Here is a 20,774-nt window from a genome sequence, read left to right on the forward strand (position 1 = left end):
AAAATTATTTATTGCGTAATTAGATTAAGTAGAAGAATGTAAAAACAAATACCCATACTAAATCCACAAAGTGCCAATATAAACCTACTTTTTCGATCATTAGGTAAGAACCACGGTTTTCAAATGTATTATTTAATGTCATACATAAAACGATGATATTTAAAATAATACCTACTGTAACGTGAAATCCGTGAAAACCAGTAATTGTAAAGAACAAGTTAGCAAATTGTAACGCGGAAGTATAGGAAATGTCGTGTGTGAAATAAGGTAATAATGCTGTTTTGATAGCATCACCTTCCAATCCAGTTGCTGGATTTTTACCAAACCAGAAACCCATGTGGTGTAAGTGGGTCCACTCAATAGCCTGACAACCAACGAAACAGATACCGCCCAAAATAGTCCACAACATCCATTTGACTACTTCATTCTTTTGGTTACGGTGGCCTGCCTCTACAGCCAATACCATCGTTACCGAAGACATAATCAAAATAAATGTCATCAAACCGACGAATACCAATGGCTGACCATGCTCCGCAATTCCAGGGATAGATTGGAAGATCTTATCTGGATCAGGCCAGGTTGGATGAGAAAAGCGTTGTGCGCCATAATAAACCAAAAATGCAGAAAATGTGAAGGCATCCCCTACCAAGAAAAACCACATCATGATTTTTCCATACTCTAAGTTCCAAGGTGATTTTCCACCATTCCATGGACCAGTTTTTACCTTATCCAATTGCGATACTGTTGTACTCATTGTTTACTATTATTGATTCAAAAGTAAGAAAACATATATATAAATCCATAAAAGATCGAGAAAATGCCAAAAAATACTGGCAAGATCCATGCGGAAAAGATTGCCGTCTTTAGGAAGTTTGTTAATTCCTATAATCGCGCCAATCAAAACGATCAAACCCGCAATAATATGTGCCAAGTGCATCCATATAAAAACATATACAAACGATTGTGATGCATTGTTATTCACAAAATAAACACCCCTATCGATCAATACATTCCAAGCATGAACTTGCAAGGCAAAAAATACGACTCCCAAAATAAAAGTTGCTATCAAAAACAACCGCTGTTTGGAAGGCTCACCATTTTTAGCCGATCTATGCGCTAAAAACATGGTCAGACTGCTAACCACAATCACCAGTGTACTATACAAAAGTGCGTTGGGTAATAAGGTCTTAATTCCTTTGTCAACACCACTCGCCGTATATACTATGAAACCACTGGATAACGCGGCAAACATCATAAACATACCCAACATGCCCAACCATAGGTTGAACTTCTGGGCTTTTCTCTGTACTAACTTCTCGTCAGTTTGTGTTTGTATATCTAACATTATTTCAATGGAATAAAGTTAAGCAATAATACGAGTTGCGTAACAGGCAGATAGATAAATGAGGTAAACATCACTTTCTTTGCTGAGGGAATATCACAATTCTTAAACAGCAAATAACCATAATAACCAAACATCAATCCACCAATCACGGAAACAACCGTAAACCAAATCCCACCAAAGCCAAAATAATAAGGTATAAAACCTGCAGGTATCATAAACAACCCTGTTAAAAACACCATAAAGGCCGATATCTTATCACGTTTTGTCGTCGGTAATAAGCGAAAGCCCGCCAGTTTATAGTCGTCATCCACCACCCAGGCAATTGCCCAAAAATGCGGAAACTGCCATAAAAACTGAATAGCAAACAATACAAAAGGTATAATAATAATGGCCTCTTCGTTATGTCCACTATAGTAGGCTAAATCATCTTGCGAAAAGGCTGCATAATATCCTATTAACGGAGGAAATGCACCCGGAAACGCACCGACAAACACTGCTATTGGCGATTTTCTTTTTAAAGGTGTATAGATAAACGCATAGAGCAGAATACAGAATACCGATAGCAAGCCCGCTACGAAATTCAATCGAACAAGTACCAAGGTTCCTAATATGCCCATAAAGACACTCAATACCAAAGCCTGTCCAGTTGTCATTCGGCCAGAAGGCAAGGGTCTGTCTTCCGTACGCTTCATCAGTTTATCCAAATCTTTTTCAATGATCTCGTTAAAACCATTGGCAGACCCTGTTACCAGAAAACCACCCAAAGTCAACAATAACCAGTTGATCCAGACGATATCACCCTGTTGTTTTGATCCGATCAAAAAAGCAATTGAGGCAGAAAATACCACCGTCAACGTAAGTCGCAACTTAATAAGCTTTTTGAAATCTGAAATAAATTCTTTCATAACTAAAAGAGACCTCCTACTATCAGTGTAATTAAACACGTCCTTTTAAACATAAACATCTCGAGTGCGGTATTAGTGCCGTTGCTTATTTAACAATAACAACAAGTAAAACTGCGCTCCAAATAAGAGCGTAGCCACTACCAAATGTGTTGTCTGTGCAAAGGCAGGTATTGCAAATCGAGCTAAAATAATTCCTGATAGCATTTGGATACCCACTAGAATTAGTGCAATCAAAGCAAATTTATACTGCTTAGACCCCGAATTAAAACTTGTGCGGACCAAAAAGAATAATACGATTACTAAAATCAAAGAACAATATGCCAACCAGCGATGTAATTCAAACTGTTGGCCGATAGTCGTTATAAAATCAGTTCGGGCTATTGTAGAACCGGTTAACAAATCAACCTCTTCCCGGACACCCGTTCCGACAACCACTTGTGTTAGCATCAGTAAAATAGAAGCTATAGCAAGCCCTTTTAATATACCCAACGAACGATTGACCAGTAGGCTTTTGTTTCGTAAAGTAACCGCTTTGAAATAAGTATAAATACTAATACAAACAATTACAATCGCCAAAAGCATATGCACTGTAATAATCCATGGCATCAGATTAGTCGATACTACAATCGATCCTAACCACGCCTGAAGGACTACAACAAAAAGATTGATCACTGACCATACAACGATCGAACTTCGTAATTTTAAATAGGTGAAAGAATAAATCGCTGTTAATAACAAACAGAATCCAGAAACAACACCAACCAACCGATTAATATATTCCGTCCAGGTCTTTGCGACATTAAACTCTTCATGCTGCAAAATACTCTTATCGGTACGGAGTTTGTAAGCCATTTCCTTATCCCCGAAAAATTCTACAATCTTCGCGAAACGTTCGTTCTTCTTTGCTCTTCCTTCAATATAATGCTGTTCATATCCTTGAGGTAATTGAGAAATATCTGTGGGAGGAATAATACGGTTAAAACATTTTGGCCAATCTGGGCATCCCATACCTGACCCTGTACTCCGAACCACTCCTCCAGCAACAATGACCAAAAACAACACAATGATTGTTATAAAATTGGTCTTTATAAATCGCTTCTCAGCTGCTGGAAACATAATACTACCCCTACCTCTTAAAAAAATACAAACTTCTATAAAATAGAGTAGGATTGCTCCCACTCTATTGATAAGATTCTATTAGTCTTTTCTACCATTTTGAGCATTCCATTCTGATTGGATGCGCTCAGCTTCCTCATCTCCTTCAAAATCATGAGGTAAGTTAGAACTCATCGTTTCAGAGAAAGGAACATCTTGAGGAATAAAATCCTCACCATGACCCGGCTTACTATAATCATAAGGCCAACGGTGCACAGTTGGAATCTCACCTGGCCAGTTACCATGAATATGCTCTACCGGAGTAGTCCATTCCAATGTATTCGACTGCCAAGGGTTTTGAGGCGCTTTCTTACCGAAGAAAATCGATGTGAAGAAATTCCATAAGAATGCTACCTGACCTAAGGCAGCGATAATCGCAGCCCAAGTAACCAATTTGTTTACAGAAACCCACTTAGCCATGAAAGCAAATTCTGTAAATGCATAGTATCGGCGGGGAACACCATCAATACCCATAAAGTGCATTGGGAAAAATACCAGATAAGCACCTATGAAAGTCAACCAGAAGTGTAAATAACCTAATTTGGCGTTCATCATACGGCCAAACATCTTAGGATACCAATGGTAAACACCACAAAGCATACCGAAAATTGATGCAGATCCCATCACCAAGTGAAAGTGAGCAACAACAAAATACGTATCATGCAAGTTGATATCTAAAGCCGCATTACCCAAGAATAACCCTGTCAAACCACCAGAGATAAAGAATGATACCAAACCGATAGCAAACATCATTGCAGGAGTGAAACGGATATTACCTTTCCACAAGGTTGCAAGGTAGTTAAATGCTTTTACAGCAGAAGGAACTGCGATAATCAGTGTTGTAATCATAAATACACCACCCAAGAACGGATTCATACCCGTTACAAACATATGGTGACCCCATACGATAAACGATAATACAGTAATACCGATTAACGAATAAACCATGGCATGGTAACCAAAGATTGGTTTACGAGAGTTTGTAGCAATAACCTCAGATGTTAGCCCCAAAGCGGGCATAACAACGATATATACCTCAGGGTGACCTAAGAACCAGAACAAGTGCTGGAACAAAATTGGAGAACCACCTTCATTCGGCAAAATCTGTCCTTGAACAACAAGATCAGATAAATAGAATGACGTACCAGCTGCACGGTCAAAAATCAAAAGAACAACCGCTGAAACCAATACCGGGAATGACAACATACCTACGATTGCAGTCAAGAAGAATGCCCAAATTGTTAAAGGCATTTTCCATAAGTCCATACCTTTTGTACGCATGTTCAAAATTGTACTTACATAGTTAATACCACCGATCAACTGTGAAGCAACAAATAGAACCATACTCACTAACCACAAGGTCATACCAGTTGCAGATCCTGCGATAGCGGTAGGAACAGCCGATAATGGCGGATAGATTGTCCAACCAGCAGAAGCAGGTCCACTCTCTACAAAGAACGATGCCACCATAATCACCGATGCTACGAAGAACAACCAGTAGGACAACATGTTCATAAAAGGAGATGCCATATCGCGTGCTCCGATTTGATATGGAATCAATAAATTACTAAAAGTACCTGACAGACCAGCCGTCAACACGAAGAATACCATTACGGTACCGTGAATGGTTACCAAGGAAAGGAAAAACTCCGGTTTTATACGTCCACCTTCAGCCCACTTACCTAAGAATACTTCTAATATAGGGAACTCTTTATCCGGCCATGCTAATTGGATACGGAATAATACTGATAAAAGCATCGCAAAAACTGCCATGATGATACCAGTGATCAAGAATTGCTTGGCAATCATCTTGTGGTCACCCGAAAAGATATACTTTCTGATGAACGACTCCTCGTGATGATGGCCGTGCGAATCGTGATGTTCAGCGCTATGCGATATTACTGTACTTGACATATTCGATTTTATATTCAAAAATTCTTAATTAGTTCAAAGATGCTGTAACTTGTACACTATCCTTTTTCACGTTAGCTGTTTTACCACTGAACTCTTTTTGCAAATCCTCAGTAAAATATTTATTTTGTTTAGCTAACCATTCTTTATATTTCTCCTCTGTTACGACAACAACTTTCTTCTGCATATTGTAGTGACCAGATCCACAGATCTTATTACACAACATCACGAAGTCATAGTTATAATCACCCAAACGATCGCGCATCTCTTCTGTCGTTACAGTAGGTGTGAATTGGAAATAGTTGGTCATCCCTGGTACCGCATTAATCTGAACGCGGAAATCCGGAATGTAGAAAGAGTGAATAATATCTTTTGAAATGATATGGAAACGTACAGGTTTATTGACAGGCAACCAAATTTCAGATCCTTGAATATCATCCCAAGAATTTTTATCATTAAAGTCAATACCGTATGGATTAGTTGGCGTCGTCATTTTATAATTACGCTTACCAATAACGCCATCTGAACCAGCATAACGAACATTCCATTGAAACTGCTCACCAAGAACCTCAACCTGTAATGCTGATTTCTGAAGATCTTCAGGAATATTTGTAATCGATCTCCACGTAAAGAAACCGAACAATACCAATACTGTCAATACGACAGCAGGAACAATTGTCCACAATTTCTCGATTGCATTGTTATGTGGGTAATAATAAGCTTGACGTTTTGCCCGCATACGGTACAAAAATGTAAACGTTAGCAACAGAATGTGTGTGATAACCAATACAAATGTTGTGATCGCTGTCGTAATGATAAACATGGTATCAATACGCTCGCCATGCTCCGTCACTGCTGAGCGCCAATAAGCTGCTCCCCAATGTACATAGGACCAATACACACCATAAAGAAATACGACCAAGAAAATGAATAACAATGACGATTGAAATGTGTTATTCGCAAACGGATTGTATTTACCGTTCATTTTTCTTGTCAATTCATAGATCGAAAGTACTTTGCCAATAACGGCAACGACTGTACACACAACTAAGAATAACAACACATAATATGTGAAGTTTTTATAAACCTGAGGGTCTATCTGCTTCACTTCTTCAACAGCAGGAGCAGCCGCGCTAGCTTCAGTAGAAGAACTAGCAGATGCAACAGCAGCAGTACCTGCTGCCGCTGTTGTATCTTTTGCAACCGAATCCGTCGCTGCAGGGGCCGCTACCGCTGTAGTTGCCACTTTTGCAGAATCAGATGCTACTGTATCTTGTTGACTCGCCAGGATAGGATTTGCAAAAAGCAACCCTAGAGCAAGCACAAAACCCGAGATGGATTTGAATCTATTATTTAATTTAAAGCTCATTTCTTTTATAACGTTTTTTACGTAACCTTCCTTTAAAAGTGAAACTATATTTGGTGATGCAAACTCTCATCCAACAAAGGATGATTTTTAGGCACCAATGCCTGTTTGCTTAATTTGCTAAACACTAAGAAAGTGAACAAACCTAAGAAACCAAGCGCAGTTCCGATTTCAATGACACCAAATCCTCTGTGCTCTGCTACGGTACCTGGCATAATCATGATGTAATAGTCAAGCCAGTGACCAGCCAACAATAGAATACCAACGAACAACATAACGTTTTGCTTACGTTTTGCATCGCGGTCTACCAATAATAACAAAGGTGCCACAAAGTTAATGATAATACTTAACCAAAACCAAGGTTTGTATTCCGGTTCCCAACGTTTGTAGAAATAAACTGTTTCCTCTGGAATGTTTGAATACCAAATCAGCATGAATTGTGCAAACCAAACGTAAGTCCAGAAGATCGAGAAACCGAACATCAATTTACCCAAATCGTGTAAATGATTTTCGTTTACCCAGTTCATATAACCCGCTTTCTTCAACACAACAACAATGATGGTAATACATGAAATACCACTTACCCACATTGCTGCAAAGTTATACCAACCGAACATCGTCGAAAACCAGTGAGCTTCTAAAGACATCACGGTATCGAAAGACCAGATAGGTGTGGTAAAACCGAAAATAACCAAGAAGATTGCTGACAATTTGAATGACTTTTTATAAGAAGTCAATCCGCCTTCCAAATCCTCTTTATAAGAAAGTTTCGCAAAAATAACTGCAAAAATGCTATATGTACCCATAAATACCACTTGACGGATCAAGAAGAATGGAACATTTAAATAAGCAGATTTCCCTGCGATGATAGGGTCATAATTTGTACTATGCGGATCAGTGATACCGTCTGCATTCCAGTGATGGTATAAATTATGTGTAGTTAAACCTAAACCTACAATAACTAATAAAATCAATGAAGCAATTGGTAAAACACTCGCCATAGCCTGAGGTATACGTACCAAACCTGCAGACCATGCAGATTGGGTCACATATTGCAAGGCAACAAAGAATGTTCCAGCTGCGCATACACATGTAAAGTAATAACCCATCAATAACAAGTTGGCATAAGTACGCTCTACAGTATCGTGATCGCCCGAAAGCAACCCGATAGCTACAGCAGCTATACCTAGTACAACAGCGATAATACTGAACATTTTAGCTTTGCCAGCAAACTCGTATCGCTCGTTGAAATTATAATCGTGATGATGACTGTGAGTTCCCATTTATATATCTGATGTTAGATTATTTCTTTTGTAATTCGTGAACATACATAACAACTTTCCATCTCTCCTCTGGAGATAATTGAGACGCATGTGATCCCATGGAGTTGTGTCCGTAATAAATTGTATGGTAAATTTTACCATCAGTCAAGTCAGCCATCAAACCACCTCGTGAAGAGTTCGCCGCATCTGTTCTATGATAAGATGGTGGCGGAGGAAAGTTCTCTAATTGACGGGTACCTCTTGAATCTGTCACGCTACGGTCTTTGGTGATAGGACCATCACCTTTACCCTCTACACCATGGCATACAGAGCAATACGTTGTGAACAAAGCTTTACCTTTTTCAAGATTTTCGGCATTTACGACTAAAGGACTTTTTACTTCTCTTCCTGCACGCTCATAATCCTCTAATGTATTGGCATACTCAAAACGAGTAAAACCGATAGGATCCGTACCTTTAGGAGGTGTTTGCGCTGTTTTTCCATCAGCAAAATTCGCATTAGGTTGATCCGGATTGAAAGCAAGCGGATCGTACATGTTACGAGAAAACTCTAAACCTGTACTACGAGTTGTTTTGTCACCACAAGAAGAAACAAGTGCTGTCAATGCCACAGCGGCGCATAGCGTTCCAAGTAAATTCTTCTTATTCATAGCTAACATATTTTCTATCATTGTACTTAACTTCAACAGCACCAGCTTCTTTCAATAAGCTATCGATCAAAGCGTGATCTGTATTTTCTTTGGCATCTACTGCAAGGATGAAACGATCATCTGTTGCTCTCAAGTCCATTACACGAGGTGTACGTCCTGGGAATAAGTGGTTACGGAAGAAGAATGTAGCAACCATACCCAAAGCACACAATAAGATGGTAACCTCAAACGTAACCGGAACAAAGTTCGGCATACCAAAAGATGGCTTACCACCGATATTCATCGGCCAATCGTACGCCATTGTATAATACAACAAACTAAAACCTAATGTCGTTCCTAATGCTCCAAAGCAAAATGCTGCGATAGGCAAGCGAGAAGGTTTCACACCCAGCTTTGCCTCGATACCGTGAATAGGCATCGGAGTAAAGCAGTCGTAAATACTTATATTGTTTGCTTGCAATTTGTCGATCCCATGCATCATATCATCGGGATCCGCAAAACTACCTAATATATATTTTGTATTGCTCATTGCTGATTATTTTCTAACTGATAATTCTTTAATCTCTTCTTCTGTCACTGAATCATATTTCTCCAATGATTCTTGGAAGTACTTCACTTGTTCGTCAGGGAATGCACCTTCTTGAGCCAACTTAGTTTTATGTTGTAATGAAGATGACTTCAACAACAATTTCACTTCGGCGATAGCGATACCCGGTAAGAAACGTAAGAACAACAAGAATAATGTAAAGAACAGTCCAATCGAACCTACAAAGATCCCGACGTCTGTCCAAGTTGGGTAGAACATTGCCCAAGATGAAGGCAAGTAATCGCGGTGCAATGAAGTCACGATAATCACAAAACGCTCAAACCACATACCGATGTTAACTACGATCGACAAGATCCAAGAGATCGGAATACTTGTACGGATTTTCTTGAACCAGAATAACTGTGGAGAAATTACGTTACACGTCATCATCGACCAATAAGCCCAAGCGTATGGACCTAACATACGATTCTCGAACGCATACATTTCGTATTCTGAGCGAGAGTACATCGCGATAAATAACTCTGTCAAATAAGCTACACCCACGATAGAACCTGTTGTCATGATGATGATATTCATCGATTCAATATGGAACATCGTAATGTAGTTCTCAAAATTCATTACTTTACGTAAGATCAACAATAAGGTCTGTACCATGGCAAAACCAGAGAAGATCGCACCCGCCACGAAATATGGAGGGAAGATCGTCGTGTGCCATCCAGGAATAACCGAAGTTGCAAAGTCCATGGATACGATCGTGTGTACAGAAAGTACGAGTGGAGTAGAAATACCAGCCAAGATCAAGGACACGATTTCAAAACGTTGCCAAGTCTTAACAGAACCATTCCATCCAAATGATAATACAGAATAGATCTTTTGTTTCAAACCTGTCGCACGGTCACGAATGGTTGCGATATCCGGCAACAAACCACAGTACCAAAATACCAAGGATACTGTAAAGTATGTCGAGATCGCGAACGCATCCCATACTAAAGGAGAGTTAAAGTTTACCCAAAGTGATCCAAATTGATTTGGAAGTGGGAAAATCCAATAGGCCAACCAAGGACGACCCATGTGAGCAACAACGTATGTTGCCGCACAGATTACCGCAAAGATCGTCATCGCCTCTGCAGAACGGTTGATTGAATTACGCCAGTTCTGGCGGAAGATTAATAATACAGCTGAAATCAACGTACCCGCGTGACCGATACCTACCCACCATACGAAGTCGGTGATATCCCAAGCCCAGCCTACAGTTTTATTCAGACCCCAAGCGCCGATACCTGTCCAAAAGGTATAACTAACGCTAACTACCCATAATAAAGCACCCAATACAGCTACGGTAAAACCAATCCACCATGCTTTATTTGGTTTATTTTCAACCGGTAGTAAGATATCATCCGTAATTTTTGCATACGTAATGTCCTTACCGGTCATTAATGGTTCTCTTAATATTGATTCGTTATGCGATGACATAGTATTTTTATTTCAAATATTGTACAAGATTACGCCTCAAAAGTGTTTCTAACTTTTGTCATATAACCGATACCCGGTTGAACATTGATTTCCTCAAGTACGTAATAAACACGCTCGTTGCGTAATGCTTTAGATACTTCTGATGCTGGATCATTGGCATCTCCAAAGATGATTGCATTTGCAGAACATGCTTGTTGACAAGCCATTTGGATATCGCCATCTTTCACTTTGCGATTTTCAATCTTAGCTTGTAATTTACCTGCTTGGATACGTTGGATACACATTGAGCATTTCTCCATTACCCCACGTGAACGCGTTACGACATCTGGGTTTAATACCAACTGTGTAAATTCATTGTTCAAGTAATTGTCAAAGCGGGAATCATTCCAGTAAGCAAACCAGTTGAAACGACGCACTTTGAAAGGACAGTTATTTGCACAGTAACGTGTACCAAAGCAACGGTTGTAAGCCATGTGGTTCAAACCTTCTGAAGAGTGTACTGTTGCCAATACCGGACAAACCGTCTCACAAGGTGCGTGACCACAGTGCTGACACAACATCGGTTGGTGAACAACAGTGACATCTTCGAAATCTAAATCAGCCGAAGCTTTCGCAATTTCCTTCTCTTTTGTAAGATCTTGATCTTTTCCTTCGATCGTATAATAACGGTCAATACGTAACCAGTGCATCTCACGACGACGGCGAACCTCATCACGACCAACAACAGGAATATTATTTTCAACGTTACAAGCTACGATACAAGCACCACAACCTGTACATGCGTTCAAGTCGATCGCCATCACCCATTTGTGACCTGGTTGCTCATACTTGTTCCACAAATCGTATGTTTTGTGATTATCCGTAAAGCGTCCTGCCTCCGAGTTAGGATCTTTCAAATATTTCGCAAATGTCGTCTCACGGATAACGTTACGACCTTCGATGGTATGGTGTGTTTGTGTTTGTGCCAATTGGTAAGTTCCAGACGCTTTCGCTACAGTTGCCTTAGCAACACCTTGTACTGTACCATTGATGATCGAAGCAAAAGGGAACGCGTTTTTACCAACTTCATTACCTGCTTTACCCACTTTTGTACGGCCGTAACCTACAGCAACGGAAACTGTTCCTTGAGCTTGTCCTGGTTGTTGTACAACGGGCAATTCCAATTCAACACCATTTGCTTTGACAGTTACTTTACCGTCTTCACCCAAACCTAATTTCTCAGCATCTTTCGGATTAAGAGCAGCATAGTTATCCCAAGTTACTTTAGAAACTGGGTCAGGTAACTCTTGTAAGTAAGCATTGTTTGCGTAGCGACCGTCACGAAGACCAGCAGGCTCATAAAGTTTCAATTCAAACTCCCCTGCAATCGCCTTGCTTGATGCCTCAATTGCCGAAGCCGCTGCTGCAGCATTTCCTGTAAAAGCAGGAGCTGTTGCCGCTTTGGCACCTTTATATTCAAAACCAGTCTGCAATACAGCATCCCAGTTTTTCGTAGAACCCGCTAAAATTTGTGTAGACCACAGATTCTTAACAAAGTTGTACATATCTGTATTATTTCCAGCCCAAGTCAACAAGCTTTGCTCAACTTGACGTGTTTTGAAAACAGGATTAATCGTTGGTTGGATAATTGAATACAACCCTTCTTTTGGATTGGAATCACCCCAAGACTCTAAGAAAGTACTTGCTGGAGCGATAGCAGTCAATTCAGACGCAGTTTCATCTGCACGCTGCGCGAATGACAACGTGAAAGGAATCTGCTTCAACGCAGCTTTTACATCCTCTGCTTTGAAGTAATCATAAACAGGGTTGCTGTTCAAGAAGAACGCAACGCCAACTTGCCCAGATTTCGCAGCAGCTAAGAACGCTTGGAACGAAGAATCCGAACCTTGGTATTGTTTAGAATAGTTATCCAAGTCGATGATAGTACCATAAGCGCCCAATGCAACGTTGATTGCATTAACCAATACCTGTACATTGACATCGTTAGACCCTGCAACAACAACAGCCGCGCCTTTGCTATTCACCAATTCTTTGGCCGCTAATGCTACACCTTTTTGCGCTTTTTTGTTTGCAGTTGCTCCAGCCAATGATTGACCAGTAATTGCATTATACAAAGCGATTAAGGTAGCCCCCTCTTCCGAAGGTTTGATAGCGATACGAGCATCAGCATTTGTACCCGTCATGGAAAGACCAGATTCAAATTGCACGTGACGTGACATTTTTCCGTTTTTCAACGATTTATAGTCACGATTTTTAGCGTATTGTTGTGTATGCTCCTCACCTGCTAACCAAGTTCCTAAGAAATCAGCCGCAACAGAAACAATCACATTTGCATTTTCAAAATTATAGGACGGAACTACTGCTCTACCAAAAGAAGCCTTATTCGCTTCAATAATACCGCTGTAAGATACAGCATCGTATTGTACATGGTTAACCGTAGGGAATTTCGTTCCGAAAGCGGCAATAGCTGCCAAGGTTGAAGGACTGTTTACCGTATTAGAAACGATCGTAATTTGTTTACCAGAAGACGCCGCAGCATTTAACGCTTTAACAACTTCCCCATCCAATTTGGACCACTCCACATCTTGACCTTTCAATTGTGCCTGTTTCAATTTGGACTCATCATATAAATCCAATACAGAAGCAGCTGTTGTTGAATCCAAACCTTGGTTCAAACCAATTGCATTCGGATTAGGCTCAACATTGATCGGACGACCTTCGCGTGTTTTAACCAAGATACTTTGACCGTTGAACGTCGAAGCATAATAGTTAGGGATACCTGGAGTTACCTCTTCAGGTTTAATCAAATAAGGAACTGCCTTATGCACAGGAGTACGGTTACAAGCCGCTAAAGAAACAGCACCCAAACCAAATCCTAATGCTTTCAAGAAGTCACGGCGAGGAGTTTTTGTGCTCAAGCCAGCTTCATTTAATACATCTTCTACAGGAATAGATTCGGCAAACTCACCCTTGCTTCCTTCAACGAAAGCAGGAGTTTGATTTAACTCTTCCAAACCTTTCCAATATTTTTTATTGCTATCCATTTAAGCTGTATATAAGATTGCGTATTTCAAATAATTATTAATAGTGACATTTACCACACTCAAGACCACCGATCATGGCTGCAGTCATTTTTTCACCCTTCTTAATTCTTTCGTGTGCTTTAATCAAATCTTCATAGTATTTATTATCCGACTTGATATCTGTCTTTTTGTGACAATCAACACACCATTTCATCGTCAATGGAGAGTATTGGTACACCTCTTCCATATTCTGAATTGGACCATGACAAGTCTGACATTCCACACCAGCCACTACAACGTGTTGTGAGTGATTGAAGTAAGCAAAATCAGGCAAGTTGTGGATACGAACCCATTGAATTGGTTTCGGATTGTTACCGTAAGTACGCGTATCAGGATCCCAATCCAAAGCACGGTAGATTTTAGCAATTTCCGGAGAAATTTCACCATCATAATGCTCAGAAGCAGTGACTGTATTGTGACAGTTCATACATACGTTGGCCGATGGAATAGACGCATTTTTTGATTTAAATGCACCACCGTGACAGTATTGACACTCAATTTTGTTAACACCCGCGTGGATTTGGTGTGAGAACTTAATGGGTTGAACCGGCTGATAGCCTTGGTGAACACCAACATTCCACATCGTTTTCCAACCGCCTACAGCTAATAAAGCAACCAACATCAATACCGTAAAACCAACCAGTTTTTTGTTTTTAACGAATGCTTTCGCAAACTTCACAAAACGCTGATTATCTTCTGGTTCCTGTTGTGCAGCAATAGCTTCCTGGTTTTTAGCAATTACATTTTCCAGCGTACGAATCACACGATTCAACACCACAATAACCACCACAGCCAAAACAACAACTGCGATCAAGCCCAAAATCATGAACATCGACGCGTTATCATCTTTAGCACCAGCACCACCATTGGTTGCATCTTTCGGTTTCTCCTTAGAAGCATCCGTGATATACGCTAATACCGATCTAACCTGATCATCAGATAAATCAGTAAAAGAAGTCATCACAAGCTTGTTGTTCTCTTCGAAGATTTTAATCGCCTCAGCATCACCAGAAGCAATTAACGCCTGAGAGTTCTTGATCCACTTGATTAACCAAGCTTCGTCTTTCGTCTCTGGAATCCCTTTCAAAGCAGGACCGACCACTTTTCTGTCAATGGCGTGACAGGATGTACACTTAGATTTGAAGATTTTTTCACCTTCCTTGACATCTTGCGCATGCAACGTCGTAACGGCAAATAATAGCATCAAACTCGTTGACACCACCCTCGCAAGGCTTCCCAAAACGGATGAGATAGTTCTCATATTTAGCACTTTATACTATTTATTTGTGAATGTAAAAAATTAACTCCCATGGTTAAAGGAGCCACTACCCCCCTAACAATGCCACAAAAGTATGATTTATTAATAAATCGCTGACAATTTTGTGACCTTTAATATCAATTTATAATCATTCTAAACAAATGCGTTTAAACAAGGATAAAATAACATTTCGCTATTAAAGTAGTTCCATCGCTACAACTTTTCATTTGGATAGCCAATCAAATATAAGACAATTCCATGACAGTTTAAAATGTGTAAAAAGCCAGCACTGTCATTTATACAAAAGGTGTTTTTTTAGCTTGAATTGCGTAACTTTAAAAACAGGAATCGATAGCCTTTCAGGATAGGGTTGCAAGCTTAAAAAAAACCACACTTTAATTGTTTATAAAGACTTTGGTAAAGATTCCTGCTGCAGTTATATCATATTAGGTAGTAACTACGCGAAAATAGAGCTGTCCAACACATGCCAGCTCTGCATATCACTAAACTTATAACAAAGAACACCACAGAGATGGAAGAAAACAAAAAATACAATCCGTTAAGTAAAGAAGAGGAATATGTTATTGTACATAAAGGAACCGAGCGCCCATTTACAGGCGAATTGTTAGACAATAAGCACAAAGGAACTTATATCTGCCGCCGTTGTGACAGCCCATTATACCGTTCAGAGTCAAAATTTGAATCTGGCTGTGGTTGGCCAAGTTTTGATGATGAAATTCCCGGGGCAATTACAAGGATTACCGATGCCGATGGTCGCCGCACTGAAATCCTTTGTAGTAATTGTGGCGCGCATTTAGGCCATGTATTCCTCGGAGAAGGCTTTACGACAAAAAACACGCGTCACTGCGTCAATTCTATTTCAATGAAATTTGTAGCCGATCCTACAGCGTAACTTTCACTTTGGTCGACTCCCGAACTTTCAGTTCACAAGGCAACACCATTTTACGTGTTGCTTTTATTTTGCCTTGAAGACGAAGCAACAAAATATTGATCAGGTTCTCTGCAATATCCTTGATCGGCTGCGAAACCACCGTTATAGAGGGTTCGACCAATTTAAAGGCTGTGTGATCGTCAAATGCAATCACCGCAGGCATCGGAAAGTTATACTTTTTAGAAGCTTTCAGACCAGAAATAGCCAAATAGTTTGTTGAGAACAATACAGCATCCAGTCTATTTTCACAGATAAACTCCCGCAACGCTTCCATGGCCTCTTCGTCCGATGCATCCATCTGGATCTTTTGAATAAAACTCTGCTGCTTATTGTTGTCCATCGCTTTCAGATATCCCTCAGAGCGTTCCTTCATCTGGGTCTGATCGGAATAGAGCGACACAAATCCAATACGTCTATACCCCTGTTGACACAAATGGTCACTCGCATCAAAAGCCCCTTGAAAATTGTCGGCCCCAACATAGTCCGTTTCAAGCCCCGGAAAATACCGGTCAAAAAGTACCACTGGAATATTATTCTGCTGCAACTGCTTTACCGTATCTTCCAGTCCATCGGATGGGGTAATAATAAAACCATCTACCTGTCGATCGTAAAACATCTGGATTAATTCTTTCGCTTTCTCTACATCATTGTTCGTACTACAATAAATAATACGATACCCCTGCTCATAAACCTTACTTTCGATCAGACGCGCGATATTCCCAAAAAAGGGATTGGAAATATCTTCGATAATCAAACCCAGAATCTTCGTCTTGCCTGTGCGGAGACTTTTGGCCAATTCATTGGGTTTATAACCCACTTTTTTGACATAGTCCAGCACCCGTTTAGTCAAAGCCTCACTAATACGCTTTTCTTTGGCCTTATCATTTAAAATAAAGGACACAGTAGTGACAGAAATCCCCAACGCCTTTGCGATATCACTGATCAGAATACGTTTCTTCATGTAGTAGTAGTAGGTTTGTTAAGTTTTTTATTTCGAAGATTACTAAAGTAAAAAATTTAACGACAATTTACTAAAAATAATAATAAAATTGCGCTAAAAGGTTTTATTTACTAATTTTAAGCAGTTTTCAAATACCCGAACAAAACCTATGACAGGAAATAAACTATTCAAAACAGTGTTGGGCACACTAATTTTGCCATTTTGCGCACAAGCCCAGCAAAATCTCACACAATATGTCAATCCCTTTATTGGGTCTGCAGACCATGGCCACGTCTTTGTCGGTGCCAATGTACCTTTAGGTGCAGTGCAACTAGGCCCAACTCAAATTCCACAGATTTGGGACAAGTTCAACGGATGGGATTGGTGCAGTGGCTACAATTACAAAAGCCAGGAAATTTTGGGCTTTACCCATACCCACCTGAGCGGAACAGGTATCGGCGACCTCAACGACCTGATGATTGTTCCAGCCAATGGAAAATTACAATTAACACCAGCGGAATTCAACAAAATGAGTACCGGTTATGGATCTTCTTTTAAAAAGGAAAATGAAGTCGCCAAACCTGGTTTCTATAGTGCCTATTTGGATGACTATCAGGTGCAGGCCAATTTGACGGCAACGGAACGAGTGGGCTACCATCAATATCGTTACGAAAAAACGGAGAATGCCCATATTTTGGTCGATTTAGGATACCACATCAATTGGGATAAACCAACAGACACCTACCTCAAACAGGTGAACGACTCGACTTTCGTTGGTTACCGCTTTTCAACAGGATGGGCCACCGACCAAAAGTTATATTTTGCGATCAGAACTTCCCAACCGATACAAAAAGTAAGATTTTTCGACGGAAAAGAAGAAAAGTTAGGCCAAACGACATTCAAAGGGCAGGCAATCAAAGCGGCTTTATTCTTCGATGCTGTTAAAAACAAAACCATCGAACTCAAAGTGGGTATTTCTCCTGTTAGCTCGACCAATGCGCTGAATAATATCAACGCAGAGATTCCAGGCTGGAATTTTGAAAAAGTAAAGCAAGACGCAGATCAACGTTGGAACAAAACATTAAATAAAATCCAATTCGAAGCAGATAAAGACACAAAGACCATCTTCTACACCGCGCTATATCATACCTACTTTGCACCTACCATTTTTAATGATGCAAATGGAGACTATATGGGCACCGATAAACAGGTTTATGAAAAACAAGATTTTGTCAATCATACCGTATTTTCCCTTTGGGACACCTACCGTGGCCTTCACCCGCTGATGACCATCTTGGAAGACCGCAAAATCAACCAGGACTTTATCAAAACTATGTTGGCAATCTATCAGCAACAAGGTAAATTACCGATGTGGCACTTACAGGGCAATGAGACCAATACCATGGTGGGATTACCTGCGATTCCAGTCATCGCTGATGCCTTCTTAAAAGGGATCATTGACGAGAAAGATTATCCATTGGTCTGGGAAGCAGTTAAGACAACAGCCATGGGTAATGACCACGGATTGAAATATGCGCGCGAACTGACCTACATTCCTATTGATAGCATGCCTAACGAATCTGTAGCCTGGGCCCTTGAATATGCCATCGCAGACTTTGGTGCTTACAAGATTGCGGAGAAACTTGGGAAAACCGAAGATGCCGCTTACTTCAAAAAACGCTACAAACTTTATGAGCAATATTTTGACAAAGAAGTCGGGCACTTCGTCGGTAAAAAAGCCAATGGCGAGTTTCGCAGACCTTTCGACCCACTCATGGCTAAACACCGCGAGAACGACTACTGCGAAGGAAATGCATGGCAATATACCTGGTTAGTACCTCAAGATGTCAAAGGTCTGATTAATCTTTTCGGTGGTGAAGATAAATTTTTGAAAAAACTGGATTATTTTACGACCATGTCATCGGATCTTGGCGGTGAAGCCTCTCCAGATATTTCAGGACTAATCGGCCAATATGCGCAAGGTAACGAACCAAATCACCATATCCCTTACTTATATGCTTACGCTGGACAACCTTGGAAAGGTGCAGCTTTAGTCCGTAAAGCGATGACTGAGTTTTACACAAACACTCCAGCTGGTCTATGTGGCAATGATGACGTCGGACAAATGAGCGCATGGTATGTGTTCTCAGCAATGGGCTTCTATCCATTGAATGCAATGAGTGGTGTTTATGTCTTCGGATCCCCGATGATGCAACATGCGAACATCAATTTACCAAATGGTAAAACTTTAGCTATCGATGTTAAAAATCAAGGCAAAGCAAATCAATACATCAAATCGATCAAATTAAATGGCAAGTCTTACACTAAAACGTTCATTACACATGCGCAACTTTTAGAAGGTGGACAGATGGAAATCGAGATGAGTGCTACGCCAAACAAAAACTTTGGTAAAAACAAAGCCGATTGGCCTTCAAGCATTGACAATAATTAACTGAAAAATTGTCAGTAAAACATTAATGGATTAATATTTGTTAATACCTTAATAACATATTTAAGGAGAAATAAAACATGGCAGATTTCAAAAACATCAATATACAAGATATCCCAGACGGAGGTGATAATCCAAAAGACTTCTATGAAACTTTCAAAGAGCGCTTAGAAGACTTAGAAACATTTCCAAAGGACTATACGTACAAATTCATCTTACCGAAAGATCAGGACCACTTCAATCAAATCCAAAGTGTATTTGATGACACAGGTGCCCGATTTGATTTCAAGGACTCCAAAACAGGTAAGTACACTTCGATTACGGTAAACTTGAACGTAAAAGACGCCGATCAGGTAATCTACTTCTACAAGGAAGTAGCGAAGATAAAAGGTGTTATCATGTTATAAAAGAACAAATCAGGCTGTCGAATTGACAGCCTGATTTGTTTTCCGCTCTACATATTACCTTACTACTCCCCTATTTCAGGATTACGACATCAAGCCAATAATCACCACTAAATCTTTTACTAGCATGGTGTAGCTTGAATAGATTAACAGCAGCCTCTTCATTTAAAAAATCCAAAATTCGTTTGACGTCCCGTCGGGCAGCAAACTGTTTCCAGCTATTTTTCCGATCATAAAAAAAATACATTTGTCCATCCACGCTATTCCAAGTCCCGCCCAGCGCATATAACTTCGTTTCACTAACCAGTATATTAAAATAATCTTTATATGCGGCGCAATCGAGCGTAATCTCTTTATTTTTATTAGCCATCCAGTCAAATCGATACAAACAATACATTGGATTCCCATAGTAAATACCAGGTTTATGGGGAATCTTGGCCTCCTCAAAAAATTGCTTGAGCAATTTCACTACTTCTGGCTCGCCATCGTATGCTAAGGGCACAGAGCTAAGCTCACGATCCATATATAATGTAAAAGAAGACAGATTAAGTCCCCATCGTCCTTGATGAACCAATAAAAACTTAGACAAACGTTCCAACAGCGGCCCCATTCCACCCCTGAATGAGCCCTGTACGGAAAGTGCCTCAAATGGTCTCGCCTCATTAAAAGCATAAGGGCTTTCGTACACATCCAGCACAACACGGTTATATTCCCGATCAAAATTAACGTAAAGCTCCTCTATCATGGAATCCCGGATAGCTTTATCCTTTATAATTAACCTATTCAGAGGCCAAAATAAATCATGATTATAAGGCCACAAAATGGCATGGCCCAATTTATAAAACTCATAACGTCCTCTTGGCAAGATCATATTATTTTTATGTGCATAATCTTGTACAGAGACAGACAGCTCCTGAAATTTATCCCCATAGGACCGCTGTCCATAAACTGACAAATGTACTAGGACAAACACCAAAATCTGACTGGATTTAAACAGAAGCAAACGAAGTATACGTTTCATAGGATAAAGATGCCGCTAAGTTTTATTTTCCAT

17 protein-coding genes are annotated in these 20,774 nt (G+C 40.1%); 3 read left to right on the forward strand and 14 right to left on the reverse strand.

Annotated elements, in window-relative coordinates; all coding sequences use genetic code 11:
• Positions 1 to 19: 19 nt before the first annotated feature.
• The 12 genes from J2X77_RS22330 to J2X77_RS22385 form a co-directional block, all read right to left on the reverse strand.
• Positions 20 to 754 (reverse strand): cytochrome c oxidase subunit 3, encoded by a 735-nt coding sequence (locus J2X77_RS22330; RefSeq protein ID WP_121125511.1) that lies wholly within the window; start codon positions 752 to 754, stop codon positions 20 to 22.
• Between the two features lie 9 nt (positions 755 to 763).
• Positions 764 to 1,345 carry a cytochrome c oxidase subunit 3 gene (locus tag J2X77_RS22335; protein WP_209578651.1) on the reverse strand — a complete coding sequence of 194 codons (582 nt, stop codon included), beginning with the start codon at positions 1,343 to 1,345 and terminating at the stop codon, positions 764 to 766.
• Positions 1,345 to 2,250, reverse strand: a complete 906-nt coding sequence (gene cyoE, locus J2X77_RS22340; RefSeq protein WP_310082573.1) for a heme o synthase — start codon at positions 2,248 to 2,250, stop codon at positions 1,345 to 1,347. Before cyoE ends, J2X77_RS22335 begins: the two co-directional genes overlap by 1 nt.
• Before the next feature lie 72 nt (positions 2,251 to 2,322).
• Positions 2,323 to 3,366, reverse strand: coding sequence for a heme A synthase (locus tag J2X77_RS22345; protein WP_209578653.1), 1,044 nt, complete (start codon positions 3,364 to 3,366; stop codon positions 2,323 to 2,325).
• 81 nt (positions 3,367 to 3,447) lie between these two features.
• Positions 3,448 to 5,319, reverse strand: a complete 1,872-nt coding sequence (locus J2X77_RS22350; RefSeq protein WP_209578654.1) for a cbb3-type cytochrome c oxidase subunit I — start codon at positions 5,317 to 5,319, stop codon at positions 3,448 to 3,450.
• Positions 5,320 to 5,347: 28 nt separating this feature from the next.
• The gene (locus J2X77_RS22355) at positions 5,348 to 6,685 is read right to left on the reverse strand and encodes a cytochrome c oxidase subunit II (protein WP_209578655.1); all 1,338 of its coding nucleotides are present in this window, start codon (positions 6,683 to 6,685) and stop codon (positions 5,348 to 5,350) included.
• A gap of 44 nt (positions 6,686 to 6,729) precedes the next feature.
• Positions 6,730 to 7,965, reverse strand: coding sequence for a quinol:cytochrome C oxidoreductase (locus J2X77_RS22360; protein WP_293879560.1), 1,236 nt, complete (start codon positions 7,963 to 7,965; stop codon positions 6,730 to 6,732).
• Between the two features lie 19 nt (positions 7,966 to 7,984).
• A complete protein-coding gene (locus J2X77_RS22365) occupies positions 7,985 to 8,623 on the reverse strand; it encodes a cytochrome c (protein WP_370877905.1) in 639 nt (212 codons plus the stop codon).
• Complete coding sequence (locus J2X77_RS22370) at positions 8,607 to 9,143, reverse strand: DUF3341 domain-containing protein (protein ID WP_209578658.1); 537 nt, start codon at positions 9,141 to 9,143, stop codon at positions 8,607 to 8,609. Before J2X77_RS22370 ends, J2X77_RS22365 begins: the two co-directional genes overlap by 17 nt.
• A 6-nt stretch (positions 9,144 to 9,149) precedes the next feature.
• Positions 9,150 to 10,634: an NrfD/PsrC family molybdoenzyme membrane anchor subunit gene (gene nrfD, locus J2X77_RS22375; protein WP_209578659.1), complete on the reverse strand. Its 1,485-nt coding sequence runs from the start codon at positions 10,632 to 10,634 to the stop codon at positions 9,150 to 9,152.
• 29 nt (positions 10,635 to 10,663) lie between these two features.
• Positions 10,664 to 13,678 carry a TAT-variant-translocated molybdopterin oxidoreductase gene (locus J2X77_RS22380; RefSeq protein ID WP_209578660.1) on the reverse strand — a complete coding sequence of 1,005 codons (3,015 nt, stop codon included), beginning with the start codon at positions 13,676 to 13,678 and terminating at the stop codon, positions 10,664 to 10,666.
• A gap of 37 nt (positions 13,679 to 13,715) precedes the next feature.
• Entirely contained in the window at positions 13,716 to 14,978 is a 1,263-nt protein-coding gene (locus tag J2X77_RS22385; protein WP_209578661.1) for a cytochrome c3 family protein, read from the reverse strand.
• Between the two features lie 529 nt (positions 14,979 to 15,507).
• Between J2X77_RS22385 and J2X77_RS22390 the strand changes: the two genes are divergently transcribed.
• Positions 15,508 to 15,888, forward strand: a complete 381-nt coding sequence (locus J2X77_RS22390; protein ID WP_293879559.1) for a methionine-R-sulfoxide reductase — start codon at positions 15,508 to 15,510, stop codon at positions 15,886 to 15,888.
• On the opposite strand, the gene J2X77_RS22395 is transcribed toward J2X77_RS22390, so the two are convergent.
• A complete protein-coding gene (locus J2X77_RS22395) occupies positions 15,878 to 16,888 on the reverse strand; it encodes a LacI family DNA-binding transcriptional regulator (RefSeq protein WP_209578663.1) in 1,011 nt (336 codons plus the stop codon). The genes J2X77_RS22390 and J2X77_RS22395 overlap by 11 nt on opposite strands.
• Positions 16,889 to 17,036: 148 nt before the next feature.
• On the opposite strand from J2X77_RS22395, the gene J2X77_RS22400 reads away from it, so the two are divergent.
• Positions 17,037 to 19,319 carry a GH92 family glycosyl hydrolase gene (locus J2X77_RS22400; RefSeq protein WP_310082580.1) on the forward strand — a complete coding sequence of 761 codons (2,283 nt, stop codon included), beginning with the start codon at positions 17,037 to 17,039 and terminating at the stop codon, positions 19,317 to 19,319.
• A gap of 77 nt (positions 19,320 to 19,396) precedes the next feature.
• Positions 19,397 to 19,723 (forward strand): DUF493 domain-containing protein, encoded by a 327-nt coding sequence (locus tag J2X77_RS22405; RefSeq protein ID WP_209578665.1) that lies wholly within the window; start codon positions 19,397 to 19,399, stop codon positions 19,721 to 19,723.
• A 70-nt stretch (positions 19,724 to 19,793) separates the two neighbouring features.
• Here J2X77_RS22405 and J2X77_RS22410 read toward each other — a convergent pair whose 3' ends face one another.
• Positions 19,794 to 20,741, reverse strand: a complete 948-nt coding sequence (locus J2X77_RS22410; protein WP_209578666.1) for a hypothetical protein — start codon at positions 20,739 to 20,741, stop codon at positions 19,794 to 19,796.
• Positions 20,742 to 20,774 lie beyond the last annotated feature (33 nt).

This window comes from Sphingobacterium sp. 2149 (assembly GCF_031455655.1).
In the GTDB taxonomy this organism is placed as follows: domain Bacteria; phylum Bacteroidota; class Bacteroidia; order Sphingobacteriales; family Sphingobacteriaceae; genus Sphingobacterium.

Bases quoted from the DNA above. Each gene is read 5' to 3' on its own strand.
- J2X77_RS22330 (WP_121125511.1), bottom strand. From the start codon at position 754: ATGAGTACAACAGTATCGCAATTGGATAAGGTAAAAACTGGTCCATGG.
- J2X77_RS22335 (WP_209578651.1), bottom strand. From the start codon at position 1,345: ATGTTAGATATACAAACACAAACTGACGAGAAGTTAGTACAGAGAAAA.
- cyoE (WP_310082573.1), bottom strand. From the start codon at position 2,250: ATGAAAGAATTTATTTCAGATTTCAAAAAGCTTATTAAGTTGCGACTT.
- J2X77_RS22345 (WP_209578653.1), bottom strand. From the start codon at position 3,366: ATGTTTCCAGCAGCTGAGAAGCGATTTATAAAGACCAATTTTATAACA.
- J2X77_RS22350 (WP_209578654.1), bottom strand. From the start codon at position 5,319: ATGTCAAGTACAGTAATATCGCATAGCGCTGAACATCACGATTCGCAC.
- J2X77_RS22355 (WP_209578655.1), bottom strand. From the start codon at position 6,685: ATGAGCTTTAAATTAAATAATAGATTCAAATCCATCTCGGGTTTTGTG.
- J2X77_RS22360 (WP_293879560.1), bottom strand. From the start codon at position 7,965: ATGGGAACTCACAGTCATCATCACGATTATAATTTCAACGAGCGATAC.
- J2X77_RS22365 (WP_370877905.1), bottom strand. From the start codon at position 8,623: ATGTTAGCTATGAATAAGAAGAATTTACTTGGAACGCTATGCGCCGCT.
- J2X77_RS22370 (WP_209578658.1), bottom strand. From the start codon at position 9,143: ATGAGCAATACAAAATATATATTAGGTAGTTTTGCGGATCCCGATGAT.
- nrfD (WP_209578659.1), bottom strand. From the start codon at position 10,634: ATGTCATCGCATAACGAATCAATATTAAGAGAACCATTAATGACCGGT.
- J2X77_RS22380 (WP_209578660.1), bottom strand. From the start codon at position 13,678: ATGGATAGCAATAAAAAATATTGGAAAGGTTTGGAAGAGTTAAATCAA.
- J2X77_RS22385 (WP_209578661.1), bottom strand. From the start codon at position 14,978: ATGAGAACTATCTCATCCGTTTTGGGAAGCCTTGCGAGGGTGGTGTCA.
- J2X77_RS22390 (WP_293879559.1), top strand. From the start codon at position 15,508: ATGGAAGAAAACAAAAAATACAATCCGTTAAGTAAAGAAGAGGAATAT.
- J2X77_RS22395 (WP_209578663.1), bottom strand. From the start codon at position 16,888: ATGAAGAAACGTATTCTGATCAGTGATATCGCAAAGGCGTTGGGGATT.
- J2X77_RS22400 (WP_310082580.1), top strand. From the start codon at position 17,037: ATGACAGGAAATAAACTATTCAAAACAGTGTTGGGCACACTAATTTTG.
- J2X77_RS22405 (WP_209578665.1), top strand. From the start codon at position 19,397: ATGGCAGATTTCAAAAACATCAATATACAAGATATCCCAGACGGAGGT.
- J2X77_RS22410 (WP_209578666.1), bottom strand. From the start codon at position 20,741: ATGAAACGTATACTTCGTTTGCTTCTGTTTAAATCCAGTCAGATTTTG.